The organism is Streptomyces sp. DSM 42067, from assembly GCF_055792885.1.
This window is the reverse complement of record NZ_CM147706.1, coordinates 5,720,248-5,738,378: the sequence shown is the minus strand read 5'-3', so window position 1 is coordinate 5,738,378 and position 18,131 is coordinate 5,720,248. Positions and strand designations below refer to the sequence as shown.

The following is an 18,131-nucleotide window of genomic DNA, read 5'->3' as shown; positions in this document are numbered from 1 at the left end:
CTACTGGCGGGGTCAGGTTCCTGTGCGTACGACCATGAATACTGGACGCATGGACATACAGCCTGGCGAGGCGGGCGCGGTCGGCCCCGCCCCCGAGTCCGGCCGCGCCCCCGAGACCGGCCCCGCCATCGAGCCCGGCTCCGAGCCCGGCCCCGCCCTCGAGCAGCCGCTCGACCGGCGTGCCGAGCTCAGCGAGTTTCTGCGCACCCGCCGGGCCCGGCTGAAGCCGGAGGACGTCGGCCTGCCGGACTTCGGGCGGCACCGGCGGGTGCCGGGGCTGCGCCGCGAGGAGCTGGCCCAGCTCGCCGGGGTCTCCGTCGCGTACTACACGCGGCTCGAACAGGGAAACGGCCGCAACGTGTCGGCGGAGGTCCTGGACGCGATCGCGCGCGCCCTGCGCCTGACCGACGCCGAGCACGCCCATCTGACGCATCTCGCCAAGCCGAAGCAGCACAAGAAGAAGCCGTCCGCCCGGACCCAGCAGGTACGGCTCGCACTGCGGCAGCTCATCGACACGCTGGACGGCGTGCCCGCGTACGTGGTGGGGCGGCGGTCCGAGGTCCTCGCCTGGAACCGGATGGCCGCGGCGCTGTTCAGCGACTGGTCGGAGCTGCCGCCGCAGGAGCGGAACTGGGCGCGGATGGTGTTCCTGTCCCCCGCCTACCGCGACCTGTTCGTGGACTGGGACACCAAGGCCGCCGATATTGTCGGCTATCTGCGCATGGACGCGGGGTGCCATCCCGACGACCCGCTGCTGTCGGCGCTGGTCGGCGAGCTGTCGGTGAAGAGCGAGGAGTTCCGGCGGCTGTGGGCGGCGCACGACGTGAAGGAGAAGAACCACGGGGTGAAGCGGATGCGGCATCCGCTCGTCGGGGAACTGACCCTCTCCTACGAGACGTTCAGGCTTCCCGACGACCATGAGCAGTCGGTCGTCGTGTACCACGCGGAGCCGGGGTCTCCCTCCGCGGAGGCCCTGCGGTTGCTGGCCAGTTGGGGCGTCGACGCGAGTTCGGCGGGGCGCCTGCCGCAGTGACGCAGGAAAGGCCCGCCGGGGGCTGCACCTCCGGCGGGCCTTCCACTCAGGACCTGCTCAGCGTCGTACGGACTACTTGCCGTAGTACGCGTTGTAGATCGACACCGTCGACTTGTTGCCCTTCTTGTCCGTGATCTTGGCGTGGAAGGAGATGCCCTTGCCCTTCGCCGGGTTCTTCACGGAGACCTTGCCGTTCTTCACGGTCAGCTTCTTCCAGGTCTTGCCGTAGTCGTACGACACGTACACCGACAGCGACTTCAGGTTGCTGCCCTTGGCGGCGCCCTGAACGGTGACCGGGACGGACTGGGTCTTGCCGGCGGGGGCCGTGCTGTCCAGGCCGAGCACCGGGCCGAAGCGTGCCGTGGAGAGCGGCAGTTGCTTCATGTCGGTGGTCTTCTTGGAGCGGAAGCTCCAGCTGGTGTCGACGCGGGTGGAGGCCGTGCCGACCTTGACGCTGCGCTTGATGGACGTGGTCAGCTTGTACGCGGCGTCCGCCGACGGCACCTTGAACTCGCCGGAGCCGTCCAGCGGGTCCTCCTTCTCGGCGATCTTGGTGCCGTTGCGGTACAGCGTCGTCTTCACCGACAGGTACTGCGAGTAGCCCGCGTGGTTCTTGCCGTCGGCGTACATCGGCAGGTAGCCCGCGATGGTGTTGCCGTCCCGGAAGACCCCGTAGCTCGCGCTCAGCCGCGGCCCGAAGACGCCCGTGTTGAACGTCTTCGTGTAGGCCGTACCCCCCTTGAAGGTCTGCGGGGTGCCGAGCGTGTAGCCCGCCTCCGTGATCGGCCAGCCGTCCTCGTCCGTGCCGCCGTACTGCTCGACCTCGAAGGTCCACTGGACCTTGTTCGCCGTGGACAGGTACAGCGTCCGTGTGCTGGGCAGCTGCTGCGGGAAGGAGATCGCCGAGCCGCCGAAGCTGCCGGGCAGGAAGGACCACGCGGTGACCGCGCCCTTCTTGCCCTTCGCCGAGGCGCCGAGGCCGATCTTCACGGTGGCCAGTTCACTCGCCTTGTAGTGCTTGGTGTAACCGGTGGCGAGCTGCTTCACGCGGGTGCCGGCCGTGGTGTCGTACTGGGCGTCGTCGCCCTTGGTCCAGTGACCGTCCCACTGCTGGTACAGCGAGCCGTCGGTGACCTGCGGACCGAGGCCGCGGGTGCGGAAGTCGTCGTACGAGTCGAGCCACCAGCCGAACGAGTAGCTGCCCTCGTCCGTGTCGACGGTGAAGTCCGGCGACGCGAACTGCGACGTGGCGGCCGCGTCCGGCACGGTGATGTCCACCGGCTTGGCGGTCCGCGCGTCGAGGGTGATGGTGGTGTCCTTGGTGACGCTCAGCTTCGGCTGGGCCAGCCAGTCGGCGCCCTTGTACTCGTCCGGGTCGACGAGGATCCCCGAGTTCAGGACGTAGCCGCCCTTGGGGACGCGGACCGTGACCGTGCCGTCCGCCTCGTACGGCGAGAACCAGGTCTCCTTGACGTTACCGGAGACGCCGATCAGGTCGGTGGAGTACCACTCGGAGGGCTTCCCGTCACGGCCGATGTGGCTGAGCGTCACGTCGTACGACTCGACTTCGCGCTCCACGGCCGCGGCCGTGCGTACGGACTGGCCGCCGCCGGTCGCCACGACGTACGCGGAGTACGTGCCGTCGGTGGTGCCGCCCAGCTTGCTGTTGACCGTCAGGTCGACCGAGGCCTTGCCGCCCGCGGGAACCGTGACCTGCTTCGCGCCGAGCGTGAAGAAACCGGCCGGAGCCGCCGCGCCCTTGGGGTTGGTGGCCGTCGCCGTCAGGTCGAGGGTGACGTCCTTGGTGCCCAGGTTTCGGTAGGTGACCTGCTTGGTGACCGGGGTGTCGTCGGTGTGCGGCCACTGTTGCACACCGAAGCTCACCGACACCGGGTCGGCGATGACGCTCTGGTTGATGGCCTTGTCGATCTGGATGCGTCCCGAACCCTGCTGGAACGGCGTGTACTTGCCGCCCTTCGTGGAGGCGGCCAGGGCGCCCTTCAGCTCGGCGTACGTCCAGTCCGGGTGCTGCTGCTTGAGGATCGCGGCGGCGCCGGCGACGTGCGGGGTCGCCATCGACGTACCGGAGATGGTCAGGTAGCCCTCGGGCTTCTGGCCGACCTCCTGGTCGATGACGCTGCCCGGCGCCGCGGCCGCGGTGATGTCGACACCGGGCGCGGTGACATCCGGCTTGATCGCACCGTCGCCCACCCGCGGACCGGTGCTCGAGAAGTCGGCCAGCTTGTCGCCGTCGTCGACCGCGCCGACGGTGAGCGCGGCGTCCGCACTGCCCGGCGAACCGAGCGAGTTGGGGCCGGAGTTGCCCGCCGCGACGGCGAACAGGATGCCCTTCTCGGCCGACAGCTTGTTGATCTCGGCCTCGAGCGGGTCGATCGCGGGGGTGTCGGGGCCGCCCAGGCTGAGGTTGACGACCTGCGCGCCCTGCTCGGCGGCCCACTCCATGCCCGCGAGGATGCCGGAGTCCTCGCCGGAGCCGTCGTCACCGAGCACCTTGCCGTTGAGCAGCTTGGCACCCGGGGCGACGCCCTTGTACGTCCCGCCGGACTTGGCGCCCGTACCGGCCGCGATGGACGCGACGTGCGTGCCGTGCCCGAAGCGGTCCAGGGCGTCGGCCGAGGTGGAGAAGTTCTTCTCGGCGATCACCTGGTCCTTGAGGTCCGGGTGGGTCGCGTCGATACCGGTGTCCAGGACGGCGATCTTCACACCCTTGCCGTCGTAACCGGCCGCCCACGCCTTGGGCGCACCGATCTGCGGGACGCTCTTGTCGAGGCTGGCCTTGCGGACACCGTCCAGCCAGATGGTGCCGACACCGGCGGTGGTGGTGACGGAGCCGTTGCCCTGCTCGCGGGTGACCGCGTCCCACAGCTCCGAGGCGTCGCCCTTGGGCGTCGTGACCGCGTCGGCGTTCAGCGTCTTGAGGGTCCTGCGGACCTGGGTGTCGCCCGCGTCGCGCACCTCGGCCTTGGCGGCGCCGGCCGAGGCCCCCTTGTAGCCGACGATCAGCTTGAGGCCCTTCTTCTGGGCCTTGCGGTTGGCGGCCTTGTTCAGCTCGGTGACGTCGAACAGCCGCTGGTCGAGCTTGCCGGCGGCGATCAGGCGCTGCGCGTCGAACGGCACCACGTACGTGTGCCCGTTCGCCGTCCGCTTCTGTACGGGTATGTGCTCGCGGCCCTTGGCCCGTTCGAGCCCGGCGACGCGGCCCTTCGCGTCGACGAGGACGCGGTCACCGGTGATCAGCGTGATGTGGTGCTTGGGCCCGAGGTCCGCCCCCGAGGCCCGGGACGTGCTGCTGTTCTCACCGTTCGCGGACGCCGGGTTGGTCATGCCCGCCGCCAGCGCCACGGCGGCTGCCGCGGCGACGGTGGTTGCGCACGCTCTCTTCACTTGTCTGCGCAAGTCTCCCCCTGGAGATGAAAGTGCCGGATGAACCTGGTTCATCCGGCCGGGGGTAGTCCCGCACGTATGCACGCACGCCCCCCGGAATACGGAGTATGCCGGGGGGCGAACTACTGCTCAACAGTGATGCGTATGTGAAAGGTTGGCCAAGGGTTGGTTGGCCGCGATCAAGCCATTTTCGTAAGACTTCCGTCCATCGAGGCGCCGTTGAGGCGACACCTCCGTCGAGACCTCATGCCCTTTCGGTCACCGTGATCGTTCCCTTGCGGATCGTCGCCACGCGCGGCGCCTTCTTCGCGAGGGCGGAGTCGTGGGTGACCATGATGAAGGTCAGCCCGTGCTCCTTCCACATGGTCTCCAGTACGTCCATGATCTCGTCGCGCATGGACTCGTCGAGGTTTCCGGTGGGTTCGTCGGCGAGCAGCACCTTCGGCTGCTTGACCAGGGCCCGGGCGATGGCCACGCGCTGCTGCTGGCCGCCGGACATCTCGGACGGCAGATGGGTCAGGCGTTCGCCGAGGCCCACCGACTTCAGCGCCTCGGCGGCCCGCTCGCGCCGCTCCGCGGCCTTGAAGCCGAGGGGTACGAGCGCCGTCTCGACGTTCTCCTGGGCGTTCAGCGTCGGGATGAGGTTGAAGCTCTGGAAGACGAAGCCGATGGACTCGGACCGCACCTTCGTCAGCTTGGCCTCGGACAGCTTGGCCAGGTCGGTGCCGTCGAGCTCGACGCTGCCCGAGGTGGGCCGGTCGAGTCCGCCGAGCATCTGGAGGAGCGTCGACTTGCCGCCTCCGGTCGGGCCCTGGATGACGAGCCGGTCGCCGTCCGGGATCGTCAGGTCGACGCCGGCGAGCGCATGGACCGTTTCCTTGCCCCGGCGGTACTGCTTGGTGACGCCTCTGAGCTCATACATGGTGGGTGCAACTCCTGCGAGAAGTGAGGGGGTACGCGCTGGGACGCGGATGCGGCCACGTCGGCCGCGGACCGCCCGGGGTGGCCGGCCGTCGGGCCTGTACGGGCCGTCCGCTCGGCCTGCTCGACGGCTTACTCGACGCGGCTCAGCGCGTCCGCGGGCCGCAGCCGGGAGGCGCGCCAGCCGCCGAAGGCGCCCGCGATGAGTCCGCCGGCGACGGCGAGACCGACGGCGAGGCCGACGGTGCTGAGGCTGATGGGCGCGGTCAGCGCGACCTCGAGCGCCTTGGACGAGGCCTGCTGGCCAGGACCGGCCATTCCACCACCCATGCCGCCGGGACCGCCGCCCATGCCGCCACCGCCGCCGGTGGAGCCGAGCTGGGCCTGGAGGGTGGGGCTGACCGCGGTGACGGCGTACGCGCCCGCGAGGCCCACGGCGATACCGAGGACACCGCCGAGGAGCCCGTTGACGACGGCCTCACCGACGACCTGGCGGGTGACGCGCCCGGACTTCCAGCCCAGCGCCTTGAGGGTGCCGAACTCGCGTACGCGGCGGGAGACGGCCGACATGGTGAGCAGGCCGGCGACCAGGAACGCGGCCACGAGCACCGCGATGGACAGCCACTTGCCCACGTTCGATGCGAGGTTGGAGGCGGTGGACAGCGATCCGGAGACGGTGTCGGCGAGGTCGGCCGAGGTGGTCACGGTCGTACCGGAGATGTTCTTCTGGATGGTGCTCTTGACGGCGTCGATCTGCTGCGAGTCGGTCGCCTTGACGTAGACCGTGGTGACCTTGTCCTTGGAGTCGGCCAGGGTCTGCGCCTGCTTGAGGGGGATGTAGAGGTTGGCGGCCGCGTCGCCGCTGTCCGGCGTCGCGATGCCGACGATCTCGAACTTGGTGCCGGAGATCGTGACGGTGTCGCCGAGGGCGAGTTCCTTCTCCTTGGCGTACGAGCTGTCGGCGACCGCGACCTTGGCGTTGGTCTCGGAGCTCTTGAACGTACGGCCCTTGGTGATCTTGGAGGAGGTCAGCGGGCCGAGATCGAGGTTGGTGACGTCGGTGCCGTAGAGGGTGTAGCTGTTGACCTCGAAGTCGGCGCCACCGCCCCGGACTTCGCCCTGCGGCTGCCCGTTGCCGCCGCCCTGGCCGCCCTCGGGGCCGCCCTGCTGGCCGCTGCTTCCGCTGTTCTGGTTCTGCTGGATCTCGCCGCGCTGGAACTGGCCGTCGACCTTCACGACATTGAGGCTGAGTCCGCCGACGGCCTGGGAGACCCCGTCCTGCTCGGCCACGTTGGCGACGGTCTTCGACGACAGGGTCTGGAAGCCCTGGACCATGACGCGGTCGCTGCTCTGCTCCTCGTCGGAGTCGCTGTCGCTCGCGTCGAACCGGAAGCGCGGGCGCCCGTTGCCGCTGTCGTCGCCCTCCTCCGGCGGTGTGGCGGCCTTCGTGACGGTCATGTCGGTCCCGAGGCCGTACAGCGACTCGAGGACCTTGCCCTGCGCCTGCTTCATACCGGACGACACGGAGCTGACCACGATGACAAGTGCGATGCCCAGTGCGAGCCCGGAGGCGACGACGAGCGCCGCCTTTCTGCGGCGGCGCAGTTCGCGCCTCAGGTAGGTGAAGAACATGCCGCGAAAGCTAGGGGCACACCGTGATGACCGGATAAGGCCGCGATAAGAGAAGCATGAGAACGGATATGAGGCCGCTGAGACTGCTGGGAACGCCGATGGCCCGCGCCCCCGGCGGGGGTGCGGGCCATCGGCGTACGTGGAGCAGAGGAGCCGGAACGGCTCGGGATCAGACCGCGGAGCCGGCCTTCCACTGGGCCCAGCTCATGTTCCAGCCGTTGAGGCCGTTGTCCGGGGCGATGGTGTCGTCGCCGGTGTTCTGGACGACCACGACGTCACCGACGATCGAGTTGTTGTAGAACCAGGCACCCGGCATGTTCGGGTCCTTCGCGCCCTTGGCGTCCTGCAGGCCCACGCAGCCGTGGCTGGTGTTGACGCTCCCGAAGATGGACTTGGCACCCCAGTAGTTGCCGTGGATGAACGTGCCTGAGGTCGACAGACGCATGGCGTGCGGCACGTCCTTGATGTCGTACTCGCCCTTGCCGTCGTCGTCCTTGAAGCCGACGGTCGCGCCGTTCATCCGGGTCTCCTCGAACTTCTCGGAGATCACCATCTGGCCTTCGTACGTCTTGTTCTCGGGCGAACCGGCCGAGATCGGGATGGTCTTGATCGTCTTGCCGTCCCGGGTGACCTTCATGGTCTTGGACTCGGCGTCGACGACGGAGACCTGGTTGCGGCCGATCTTGAAGGTGACCGTCTTCTGCTGGACGCCGTAGACACCGCCGGCACCCTCGACGCCGTCGAGGTTCAGCTTGAGGGTCACGGTGGAGCCGGCCTGCCAGTAGCTCTCGGGGCGGAAGTCCAGGCGGTTGGGGCTGAACCAGTGGCCGACGACCTCCTGGCCGCTGCTGGAGCTGACCGTGATGCCCTTCTGGACGGCGGCCTTGTTGGCGATCGCCTTGTCGAAATTGATCGACACCGGCATGCCGACGCCGACGGTGGACCCCGCGTCGGGCGTGAAGTAGCCGATGAAGCTGTTGGCGGCCGAGACGGTGGTGAACGAAGCGTTCTCGTGCGCGGCGCGGCCGTCTGCGTCCTTGGCGGCAGCCGCGATCTTGTACGTCGTGGCCCGCGCCAGCTGGGTGGTGGGCTTCCAGCTCTTCTTGTCGGCGGATATCTGGCCCGCGACGGCGGTGCCGTTGGCGCTCGTCATGGTCACGTTGGTGAGCGTGCCCTTGCTCACCGTGACCGCGGTGCCGTTGTTGATGGAGGCGTTGTCGGAACCGTCCTTGGGCGTGATCTTGATCTGGGCCTCGGAGGTCTTCTTCGCGGCTGCCTCGTCGACCTTGGCCTGCGAGCTGCTGCTGCCGCCGGGCGTGCTGCTGTCGTCAGCGGCGCTGCTGTCACTGCCGCTGCACGCCGAGAGCATCAGCACACCGCCGAGCACGGCGGCCACGGTCGTGAGACCCCTGCGCCGCCTACCGTCCGTCATCACACGCTTCTCCATCGTTGCCGAATCCCCGAACCTCAGGAAATTATCCGCAGACCTTCTCAACGTACTGTCCGGTTCGTGCCGTTCCGCGACCGGCGAAGATGTGGGATACGCCACTCCGCTGTGGGATCTTCCGGGACTGACGGTGCCTGGGCTGCCGACAGTGCAGTCGTGACGATCCGGTCGGGTGGATCGCTGCGGTTGTTGCGATTGTCACTGCTGTTGTAGCAGCGCCGTGGGAGACGAAGAAACCCCGGACGGCGGTTGCCGTCCGGGGTGTGGGCTGCGCCACCTTTCCCGCGTTTCTGCTGCTCTTCTGCCGGTCCCCTGCCGGCCGCCCGCCGGTCTTCTACTGTTCGCTCACCGGTCATTCACCGGTCACTCAGGGAAAGGGACGATCACCGGACGCTAGGGGCGTCCTCGTCGTCCTCGTAGTACTCACCCTCGTCGTCCTTGTCGTCCTCGTCGTCCTCCTCACCGAGGTCCCAGTCGGGCGATTCCGGGTCGTAGTCGACGTGCTCGCTGCTCCACGAGGCCTGTGCGAGATCCACTCCGGGCACCTCACTGACCAGGTCGAACGGGTCCACGAGATACGCGAGGGCCTCGGCGGCGTCCTCCTGGACGGCGAACTCGGCGTGGGCCCGCTCGTCCGCCGGCATGTCGTCGTCCTCGGCGATGCGCTGGAGTGCGGCGCCGGTGACCGCACCGGAGTCCTCGATCTCGAGGACCAGTTCCACTCGGAGCCGCACATAGCGGGATGTCTCAGGGGTGCTCATAGCCCGGATCGTACGACCCCGACACCGCTCAACTCCCCCGTGACTTTCCTGTGACCCGCCCCTTTCACTAACATCGCCGCACACGGCCAATTCGCCAGCGCCACAAGGGGGATCGATACCGTGTCCGCCGCACGCCGATCGCTGCTCACCGCCACCGCCGCAGGAACCCTTCTGGGTGCCCTGTGGTTCGTCCCGTCCGCGAACGCGACGGCCGACAGGGCGGCGGCCGTGCAGGAGCGTGAGACGTCGACGTCGACGATCACGGGAGAGAGAGCCGGGTCCATCGGCTCATCCGGCACCTCGGTCGACACGGCGGCCCCCGAAGAAGCCGACGACGGCGCACGCCTGGCCGACACGGGCAGCGTCAACACGACGCCGTACGTCATCGGCGGCACGCTGTTCCTGGGCCTCGGGGCCGGGTTCGTGGCGTACTCGGTACGGCGGGGGCAGTTGGAGGCCTACTAGGGCCTCTTTCCTGCTCGTTGAGCTCCTGTCGACCTCGTGGAGAGGGGCCGCCGTCGAGACGGCGGCCCCTCTCCATGCGTCACAAGGCGATGCTCACGCCAGGGGGCCCGTCACCGGCTCCACCGCCGCGACCAGGTGGCCACCGCGCACGAAGGCGTCCGCGGCCGCCAGGTCGGGGGCGAGGAAGCGGTCCGGGCCCGGCCCGCCGACGCCCGCCGCGCGGGCCGCGTTGATCGCGGCGCGGGATGCCGGGGCCGGGGTGAGGCCCTCGCCCTCGCGGAGTTCGATCGCGCGCGTGGCGGCGTAGAGCTCGATCGCGACGATACGGGTGAGGTTGTCGACGGCCGTACGGAGCTTGCGGGCGGCCGACCAGCCCATGGAGACGTGGTCCTCCTGCATCGCGGAGGACGGGATGGAGTCGGCGGACGCCGGGACCGCCAGCCGCTTCAACTCGCTGACCAGAGCGGCCTGTGTGTACTGGGCGATCATGAGGCCCGAGTCGACGCCCGCGTCGTCCGCGAGGAACGGCGGCAGTCCGTGCGAGCGGTTCTTGTCCAGCAGGCGGTCGGTGCGGCGTTCGGCGATCGAGCCGAGGTCCGCGGCCGCGATGGCGAGGAAGTCCAGGACGTACGCGACCGGGGCACCGTGGAAGTTGCCGTTCGACTCGACGCGGCCGTCGGGCAGGACCACCGGGTTGTCGACGGCGGACGCCAGCTCGCGTTCGGCCACCACGCGCGCGTGCGCGATCGTGTCTCGTCCGGCGCCCGCGACCTGGGGGGCGCAGCGCACGGAGTACGCGTCCTGGACGCGCGGCGCGTCGTCCTGATGGTGGCCCGTCAGGCCCGAACCCTTCAGGACCGCAAGCATGTTGGCGGCCGACGCGGCCTGTCCCGGGTGCGGGCGGATCGCGTGCAGCTCGGGCGCGAGGACCTTGTCCGTGCCCAGCAGCGCCTCCAGTGACAGGGCTGCCGTGATGTCCGCGGACTTGTAGAGCGCTTCGAGATCCGCCAGCGCCATGATCAGCATGCCGAGCATGCCGTCGGTGCCGTTGAGGAGGGCCAGGCCCTCCTTCTCGTGCAGCTCGACGGGGGTGATGCCGTGTTCGGCGAGGAGCTCGCCGGCGGGCCTGACGGTCCCGCTCGGGCCCTCCGCCTCACCCTCGCCCATCAGCGTCAGCGCACAGTGCGAGAGAGGAGCCAGGTCGCCGGAGCAGCCGAGGGAGCCGTACTCGTGGACGACCGGGGTGATCCCGGCGTTCAGGACGTCCGCCATGGTCTGCGCGACCTCCGGCCGTACGCCCGTGCGGCCGGAGCACACCGTCTTCAGGCGCAGGAACATCAGCGCCCGGACGACCTCGCGCTCCACGCGCGGGCCCATCCCGGCGGCGTGCGAGCGGACGATGTTGCGCTGCAGCTGGGTCCGCAGGTCGTGGCCGATGTGCCGGGTCGCCAGGGCGCCGAACCCCGTCGAGACCCCGTACACCGGTTCCGGCTTCGCGGCCAGCGCGTCCACGATCTCGCGCGCCGCTGCCAGGGCGCGCAGCGCCTCCTCCGACAACTCGACCCTGGCGTTCCCCCGGGCCACGGCGACGACGTCGGCCGCGGTGAGCCCGGCGGTCCCCACCACCACAGTGTGCATATCCATATTCAGGAGCGTACGCAGTGAATCTCAAGATGTCACGAGTGGGGCGCGGCTTCGCCCCTTACCTCTCACGCCCGCAGGAGCACGCCTGACGTCCGCAGGGGCACCCTTACGCCGCAGAGCCACCCTTACGCCGCAGAGCCACCCCGCGACTACGCCCCCTCCCGCCCACGGAACCTCCGCCGCTCCCCCGCCGGAAGCGTCGGCGGCGCCGGCGCGTCGACCAGGCGTACCACCGGATCGTCGGCCCCTTCACGCCCCGCCACCACCGGACTCACCGCCCGCGCGGCCTTCGCCCGGTACTGCGCGGCGTCCGCGAGCCGGAACAGCCGGCGCCCCGAGCGCACAGGACCGATGGGCTCCCCGGTCGATGCCACCCCACACGCGACCCCCTCGCCGAGCTCCAACTCGCCGGCGCGTTTGCACAGTTCATCGGCCACGCGTACCACCTCGTCCACCGGCGGGCCCACCGCGAGCAGGCAGAACTCGTCCCCGCCGAGCCGCGCGGCGAGCGCGCCCGGCAGCATCGCGCCGCACAGCGACAGCACCGAGCCGAACCGCTCGAGCAGCCGGTCGCCGACCGCGTGGCCATGGGTGTCGTTGACCCGCTTCAGCCCGTTCAGATCGCAGACGACGAGGCTGACCACGGCGTCTTCGGTCCGGTGGCGCTCCAGGGCCTCGTCCAGGCGTACATCGACGGCGCGCCGGTTGGCGAGGCCGGTGAGCGCGTCCGTGAAGGCCAGGCGCCGCGCCTCCTCGAGGCGCTCGGTCTGGTCGATACCGGCCGCGACGACCGCCGCCAGGACGGTCGCGAAGTCCGCGTCGTCCCGGTCGAAGACGGGCCCCCCGACCGGACGGGCGACATACAGCTCGCCCCAGGCCCTGCCGTGCAGCACGATCGGCGCGACGACGCAGCATCCGCGGCCGCGGCGACGGAGCGCGGCCACCCTCTGATGGCAGTAGCCGGCGTCCCCGGCGGAGCCCGCGGCCGGGCCCTCCGCGGTCTCCACCCAGGCGTTGGGCTCGCCGCCGCCGACCCACCGCTCGTGCAGAAACTCCGTGATCTCGGGGAACTGGTGTACGGGATACGCCTCGCACTCGGGGAACTCCGCCTCCCCCGGCGCCCGCTCACCCGCGTTGACCAGTACACGGAGCCTGCCGCGTTCCCGCTCCCACACGGACAGCGCGGCGAAGTTCCCCGACAGTGCGCGGCAGGCGCCCTCCGCGGCGGCCTTCCAGGACTCCCGCGGCGTCTGTGCCGCCGCCATCGCCTGCGCCAGCGCCACCACGGCACGCAACCGCACGTCCTCGCCCATCACTCCAGGCTAGGGAGTTTTGCCACGCTTTGAGACATTGATACGGCGACGATGCGGCGAATGGTGCGCCGAACAGGGGGGTCCGTGCCCCTCCCGGGGCCATCGCCGTGCGACCTGGCCCCGGCGGCGCCGGACTGGCATGATGCGTACACGGCCGATGCTAACGGTCGTTAACCTTCGCGGTCCTGAGGGGTGTGGACGGATCATGGATGAGCAGCGGTACGGGGAGTTCGTCGTGGTGCGGCGGCACGAGTACGTCGCCGAGCTCGTCCTCGACCGGCCCAAGGCCATGAACGCCGTGTCGACGGAGATGGCACGGTCCATCGGCGCCGCCTGCGACGCCCTCGCCGCGGACCGCGACGCGCGCGTGGTCGTCGTGACGTCGACGCACGAGCGGGCGTTCTGCGTCGGCGCGGACCTCAAGGAGCGGAACTCGCTCTCCGACGCCGAGTTGGTGCGCCAGCGCCCCGTCGCCCGGGGTGCCTACACCGGCGTACTGGAACTGCCCATGCCGACCGTCGCCGCGCTGCACGGCTTCGCGCTCGGCGGCGGGTTCGAGCTCGCCCTCGCCTGCGACCTGATCGTGGCCGACCGTACGGCGGTCGTGGGGCTGCCCGAGGTGTCCGTGGGGGTCATTCCGGGTGGTGGCGGGACGCAGCTGCTGCCGCGGCGCGTGGGGGCGGCCCGGGCCGCGGAGCTGATCTTCTCGGCGCGGCGGGTCGAGGCCGCGGAGGCGCGGGAGTTGGGCCTCGTCGACCTGCTGGTGGAGGAGGGCCAGGACCGGGCGGAGGCGCTGGCACTCGGCGCACGTATCGCGGTGAACTCACCCGTCGGGCTGCGTGCGGCCAAACGGGCGCTGCGCCTGGGACAGGGACTCGACCTGCGCGCCGGCCTCGAGATCGAGGACGCCGCCTGGCGCGCGGTCGCCTTTTCGGGGGACCGGGCGGAGGGGGTGGCGGCGTTCAACGAGAAGCGGGCGCCGGTGTGGCCCGGGGAGTAGTAGTCCCGGACGCGCCTCAGTCCCGTCGCGTCAGGAGCCAGGGCTCCACCACGCCCAGGCCGCGCACGGGCCGCTGCCACATCGGCTGGAGGGCGAAGCGGTACGTGGGGGGCTCCTCGCCCTCCTTCTCCGCGGCGGCCGCGGCCTCCGCCGCCTCCGCCTCGGACGCGGGGGCCTCCCCGGTCCGGGTGAGCTCCTCGGCGAAGGCGCCGTCGACGAGTACGGCGTCCCGGGGCGCTATCGAGGTGAGCCGGCTCGCCAGGTTCACCGTCGTACCGAACACGTCGCCCATCCGCGTCGTCACCGTGCCGAAGGCGATACCGACGCGCAGCTCCGGCATCGTCTCGTCGTTGGCCATCGTCTCGATGAGGCGGAGCGCGATCTCGGCCGCCGTCCCCGCGTCGTCGGAGGAGTAGAGGACCTCGTCGCCCAGCGTCTTGATCAGCCGTCCGCCGCGGGCGGCCACCAGGTCGGCCGCCGTCGTCTCGAAGGCCTCGACCAGCTCCCCGAGCTCCTCCTCCTCCAGGCGTCGCGTCAGCCGCGTGAAGCCCACCAGGTCGGCGAAGCCGACGGCGAGCCGGCGGTCGACCATCTCCTCGTCGTCCGCGACCTGCACCACCCGCCCGGTGGCGGCCGCGAGCTGCCGCCGCCAGACGTAGACGATGAACTCCTCCAGTTCGGGCAGGAGCAGCTCCATCAGGGGATACGTGACCTCGGTGCGCGTCATCCCCGGCTCCGGCGGCTCCGTCAGGCCCGCGAGGAACGAGTCGATCTGCCAGTCGGCCAGCCGGGCGGTGGTCTGGCCGGTGGAGCGGGCCACCTGGATCGCCATGGCCTCGCTCAGCAGGCCCGCCTCGACGAGACCGGCGAGCCGCCGCAGCGCCAGTACGTCCGCCTCCGTCAGCGCCTTGGCCTGGCCTATGTCGGCGAAGCCCATCGCGCGCCAGAAGCGGGTGGCCAGCTCCACGGACACGCCTGCGCTGCGCGCCGCCTGGAAGGGCGTGTAACGGCGCTCGGCCCCGAGGATGAGCCCCTCGAGCCGGAGGGCGAGCGGGTCTTCACCGCGCTCACCTCGGCCGGCTGCTCCGCTCCGCCCGTCGATCCGGTCTGCTCCGCGTTCCGGGACGCGGTCGGATCCGTGCTCCGGGAGCCCGACAGAGACATCCGGCGGCGTGGACGCGGGGCCGGGTCGGCCGGGCTCGCGATCGGAACCGTCCTCCCGGTCTGCGCCGGGAGCACGCTCGGTCCCCTCACCGCCCTGGTCCGTACCCGGCACGCTCCTGGAGCCCGCGCCCCGTGCGATCCCCGGGTCCAGGGGCCAGCGCTCCCCGTCCGGCCCTGCCGAAGGTTCCGCGGCCCGGTCCGCGGCGGCGCCCCCGGCGATACGGCCGGGCTCGCCGTCGGGTGCGGGGTGTGCGCCCGCGCCCGAGCCCGTGTCGTCGACGCTCACGCCTGCTGCCCTTCCGATCTGCCGCGGTCAATACGACCGGCCCCAACTTTACTGAGATCTACCTCACGGGGGCGTACCGGGCGCATCGTCCGACCTGCCTTTCCGGCCGGGGCCCGGGGCCGCGCGGTCGAGCCGCCGAAGTCACGGTCCCCGGGAAGACACTGAAGACACAGTACGGCAGGTGTGCCGCAGCTCACTCAAGAGTCTTCCCGCACTTCCGGGTCCCCGCTCCTTCCCGAGCCCACAGCGCGGCGCCGCGCGACCACGCGGTACGGCTGCGTCAGCGCGGCCCGAAACGCGCACCCCGGCGCTGCGGCGCGGTTTCGTCGGCGAGTGCGGCCCGGAGAACCGGCGGCGCCGGCCGCAGAGGCGCCGATCCCTGGGCCGACAGGGCCTACGGCTGCGCCGGCCGCAGATGCACGATGTCGCCCGCCCCCACCGGCTCCTGCACCCCGTCCGCCGTCGCCAGGACGAGGCGGCCGTCGCCGTCGATCGCGACCGCCTCGCCGCTGATCGTCCGGTCGCCGGGCAGCTCGGCGCGTACCCTCCGGCCGAGCGTCGCGCACCCGGCCGCGTACGTCTCCTGCAGCCGGCACGCGGCCGGGTCGCCGCCCGCCGCGCGCCAGTCGGTGTACCACCGCTCGAGCGACCGCAGCACCGCGCGCAGCAGCGTGTCGCGGTCGGTGGATGCGGCTCCCGCGAGCGCCAGCGAACCGGCGGCCGGGACAGGGAGTTCCCCGGCGCGCAGCGTCACATTGATGCCGAGACCGATGACGATCCCGTCCCTGCCGGCCCGCTCCGCGAGGATGCCACCGGTCTTGCGTTCCTCGCCGCCCACGGTCACAAGCAGGTCGTTGGGCCACTTGAGTGCCGTGTCGACGCCTGCGGCGCGGGCCACGGCGGCCGCCGTGGCCACTCCTGCGAGCAGCGGCAGCCAGCCCCACCGCTCCACGGGGACCTCCGCGGGCTTGAGGAGTACGGAGAAGAAGAGCCCCGAGCGCGGGGGCGCCGTCCACTGGCGGTCGAGCCGGCCGCGCCCCGCGCTCTGCTCCTCGGCGACGAGGATCGCGCCCTCCTCCAGGGCGTCGGCGCGCCCCGCCAGGTCCGTGTTGGTGGATCCGGTCGAGGCCACCACCTCGAGGGAGGTCCACAGCCCGCCGGGCCGCAGCAGAGCGCGGCGCAGGGCGGCGGCGTTGAGGGGCGGCCGGTCGAGGTCGGACCAGCGGCTGTCGGCAGGATCGGACCAGCGGCTGCCCGCGGAGTCTGACCGGCGGCTCTCCGAGCCATCGGACCGGCGGTTGTCTGGAGCATCTGACGGCGTCATGCAAGCCACACTAGGTGTGGGAAACACCGCACTGCTGAACGGTAGCCGCGCCGATACGCTACGAGGCAGTAGCCAGCCCTCACACGTCCCCTCTGAGCAGGCAGGGAGCCACATCCCGATGTCCGAGTCGGCAGAGTCGCAGGTGGCGCAGGAGCCACAGGAGACTGACATCCACACGACCGCGGGGAAGCTCGCGGACCTGCAGCGCCGTATCCAGGAGGCGACGCACGCCGGCTCCGAGCGCGCGGTCGAGAAGCAGCACGCCAAGGGCAAGCTGACGGCGCGTGAGCGGATCGAGCTGCTCCTCGACGAGGGCTCGTTCGTGGAGCTGGACGAGTTCGCCCGGCACCGCTCCACCGACTTCGGTCTCGAGCAGAACCGTCCTTACGGGGATGGTGTCGTGACCGGCTACGGCACGGTCGACGGCCGCCCGGTCGCCGTCTTCTCGCAGGACTTCACCGTCTTCGGCGGTGCCCTCGGCGAGGTCTTCGGCCAGAAGATCATGAAGGTGATGGACTTCGCGCTGAAGACGGGCTGTCCCGTCGTCGGCATCAACGACTCCGGCGGCGCCCGCATCCAGGAGGGCGTCATGGCCCTCGGCATGTACGGCGAGATCTTCCGCCGCAACACCCACGCGTCCGGCGTGATCCCGCAGATCAGCCTGATCGTCGGCCCGTGCGCGGGCGGCGCGGTCTACTCCCCCGCGATCACCGACTTCACGATCATGGTCGACCAGACGTCGCACATGTTCATCACTGGACCCGACGTCATCAAGACCGTCACCGGCGAGGACGTCGGCTTCGAGGAGCTGGGCGGCGCCCGCACCCACAACTCGACGTCCGGCGTGGCCCACCACATGGCGGGCGACGAGAAGGACGCCATCGAGTACATCAAGCAGCTGCTGTCGTACCTGCCGAGCAACAACCTGTCCGAGCCCCCGGCCTTCCCCGAGGACGCGGACCTGACGCTGACGGACGAGGACCGCGAGCTCGACTCGATAGTCCCGGACAGCGCCAACCAGCCGTACGACATGCACGAGGTCATCGAGCACGTGCTCGACGACGGCGAGTTCTTCGAGACCCAGGCCCTGTTCGCGCCGAACATCCTCACCGGCTTCGGCCGGGTCGAGGGCCACCCGGTGGGCATCGTGGCCAACCAGCCGATGCAGTTCGCCGGCTGCCTGGACATCGACGCGTCCGAGAAGGCCGCCCGCTTCGTGCGTACCTGCGACGCCTTCAACGTCCCCGTGCTGACCTTCGTCGACGTGCCGGGCTTCCTGCCGGGCGTCGGCCAGGAACACGAGGGCATCATCCGCCGCGGCGCCAAGCTGATCTACGCCTACGCGGAGGCGACCGTCCCGCTGATCACGGTGATCACGCGCAAGGCGTTCGGCGGCGCCTACGACGTCATGGGCTCCAAGCACCTGGGCGCCGACCTCAACCTCGCCTGGCCGACCGCACAGATCGCCGTCATGGGCGCACAGGGCGCGGTCAACATCCTGCACCGCCGCACCATCGCGGCCGCGCCGGAGGCCGAGCAGGAGGCGGTGCGCCAGCAGCTCATCCAGGAGTACGAGGACACGCTGCTCAACCCGTACGTCGCGGCCGAGCGCGGCTACATCGACGCGGTGATCATGCCGTCCGACACCCGCCGCCACATCGTCCGCGGCCTGCGTCAGCTGCGTACGAAGCGGGAGAACCTGCCTCCGAAGAAGCACGGCAACATCCCCCTGTAAG

General features: G+C 70.5%; 13 protein-coding genes. 4 read left to right on the top strand and 9 right to left on the bottom strand.

Annotated elements, in window-relative coordinates; all coding sequences use genetic code 11:
* The first annotated feature begins 49 nt into the window (after positions 1 to 49).
* Positions 50 to 1,033: a helix-turn-helix domain-containing protein gene (locus tag ACSMXV_RS26250; RefSeq protein WP_473173686.1), complete on the top strand. Its 984-nt coding sequence runs from the start codon at positions 50 to 52 to the stop codon at positions 1,031 to 1,033.
* Positions 1,034 to 1,105: 72 nt separating this feature from the next.
* Here ACSMXV_RS26250 and ACSMXV_RS26245 read toward each other — a convergent pair whose 3' ends face one another.
* From ACSMXV_RS26245 to ACSMXV_RS26225, 5 genes are all read right to left on the bottom strand, one after another.
* Positions 1,106 to 4,438 (bottom strand): S8 family serine peptidase, encoded by a 3,333-nt coding sequence (locus ACSMXV_RS26245; protein ID WP_473173685.1) that lies wholly within the window; start codon positions 4,436 to 4,438, stop codon positions 1,106 to 1,108.
* Positions 4,439 to 4,682: 244 nt separating this feature from the next.
* Positions 4,683 to 5,360 carry an ABC transporter ATP-binding protein gene (locus ACSMXV_RS26240; protein ID WP_473173684.1) on the bottom strand — a complete coding sequence of 226 codons (678 nt, stop codon included), beginning with the start codon at positions 5,358 to 5,360 and terminating at the stop codon, positions 4,683 to 4,685.
* A 131-nt stretch (positions 5,361 to 5,491) separates the two neighbouring features.
* Positions 5,492 to 6,991 (bottom strand): ABC transporter permease, encoded by a 1,500-nt coding sequence (locus ACSMXV_RS26235; protein ID WP_473173683.1) that lies wholly within the window; start codon positions 6,989 to 6,991, stop codon positions 5,492 to 5,494.
* 169 nt (positions 6,992 to 7,160) lie between these two features.
* Entirely contained in the window at positions 7,161 to 8,423 is a 1,263-nt protein-coding gene (locus ACSMXV_RS26230) for a L,D-transpeptidase (protein ID WP_473173682.1), read from the bottom strand.
* A gap of 398 nt (positions 8,424 to 8,821) precedes the next feature.
* Complete coding sequence (locus tag ACSMXV_RS26225; protein ID WP_181659968.1) at positions 8,822 to 9,199, bottom strand: hypothetical protein; 378 nt, start codon at positions 9,197 to 9,199, stop codon at positions 8,822 to 8,824.
* A gap of 141 nt (positions 9,200 to 9,340) precedes the next feature.
* Between ACSMXV_RS26225 and ACSMXV_RS26220 the strand changes: the two genes are divergently transcribed.
* Positions 9,341 to 9,664, top strand: coding sequence for an LPXTG cell wall anchor domain-containing protein (locus ACSMXV_RS26220; RefSeq protein ID WP_473179072.1), 324 nt, complete (start codon positions 9,341 to 9,343; stop codon positions 9,662 to 9,664).
* A 93-nt stretch (positions 9,665 to 9,757) separates the two neighbouring features.
* Here ACSMXV_RS26220 and hutH read toward each other — a convergent pair whose 3' ends face one another.
* Together hutH and ACSMXV_RS26210 are read right to left on the bottom strand one after the other, a co-directional pair.
* Positions 9,758 to 11,302, bottom strand: a complete 1,545-nt coding sequence (hutH, locus tag ACSMXV_RS26215; RefSeq protein ID WP_473179071.1) for a histidine ammonia-lyase — start codon at positions 11,300 to 11,302, stop codon at positions 9,758 to 9,760.
* 155 nt (positions 11,303 to 11,457) lie between these two features.
* On the bottom strand, positions 11,458 to 12,621 hold the full coding sequence (locus tag ACSMXV_RS26210) for a GGDEF domain-containing protein (RefSeq protein ID WP_473173681.1): 1,164 nt from the start codon (positions 12,619 to 12,621) through the stop codon (positions 11,458 to 11,460).
* Positions 12,622 to 12,826: 205 nt separating this feature from the next.
* Between ACSMXV_RS26210 and ACSMXV_RS26205 the strand changes: the two genes are divergently transcribed.
* Complete coding sequence (locus tag ACSMXV_RS26205) at positions 12,827 to 13,621, top strand: enoyl-CoA hydratase/isomerase family protein (RefSeq protein WP_473173680.1); 795 nt, start codon at positions 12,827 to 12,829, stop codon at positions 13,619 to 13,621.
* Positions 13,622 to 13,637: 16 nt separating this feature from the next.
* Here the strand turns inward: ACSMXV_RS26205 and ACSMXV_RS26200 are convergent, their stop codons facing one another.
* Both ACSMXV_RS26200 and ACSMXV_RS26195 read right to left on the bottom strand, forming a co-directional pair.
* Positions 13,638 to 15,071, bottom strand: coding sequence for an adenylate/guanylate cyclase domain-containing protein (locus tag ACSMXV_RS26200; protein WP_473173679.1), 1,434 nt, complete (start codon positions 15,069 to 15,071; stop codon positions 13,638 to 13,640).
* Positions 15,072 to 15,465: 394 nt separating this feature from the next.
* Positions 15,466 to 16,395: a biotin--[acetyl-CoA-carboxylase] ligase gene (locus ACSMXV_RS26195; protein WP_473173678.1), complete on the bottom strand. Its 930-nt coding sequence runs from the start codon at positions 16,393 to 16,395 to the stop codon at positions 15,466 to 15,468.
* 118 nt (positions 16,396 to 16,513) lie between these two features.
* On the opposite strand from ACSMXV_RS26195, the gene ACSMXV_RS26190 reads away from it, so the two are divergent.
* Positions 16,514 to 18,130 carry an acyl-CoA carboxylase subunit beta gene (locus tag ACSMXV_RS26190; protein WP_473173677.1) on the top strand — a complete coding sequence of 539 codons (1,617 nt, stop codon included), beginning with the start codon at positions 16,514 to 16,516 and terminating at the stop codon, positions 18,128 to 18,130.
* Position 18,131: the final 1 nt, after the last annotated feature.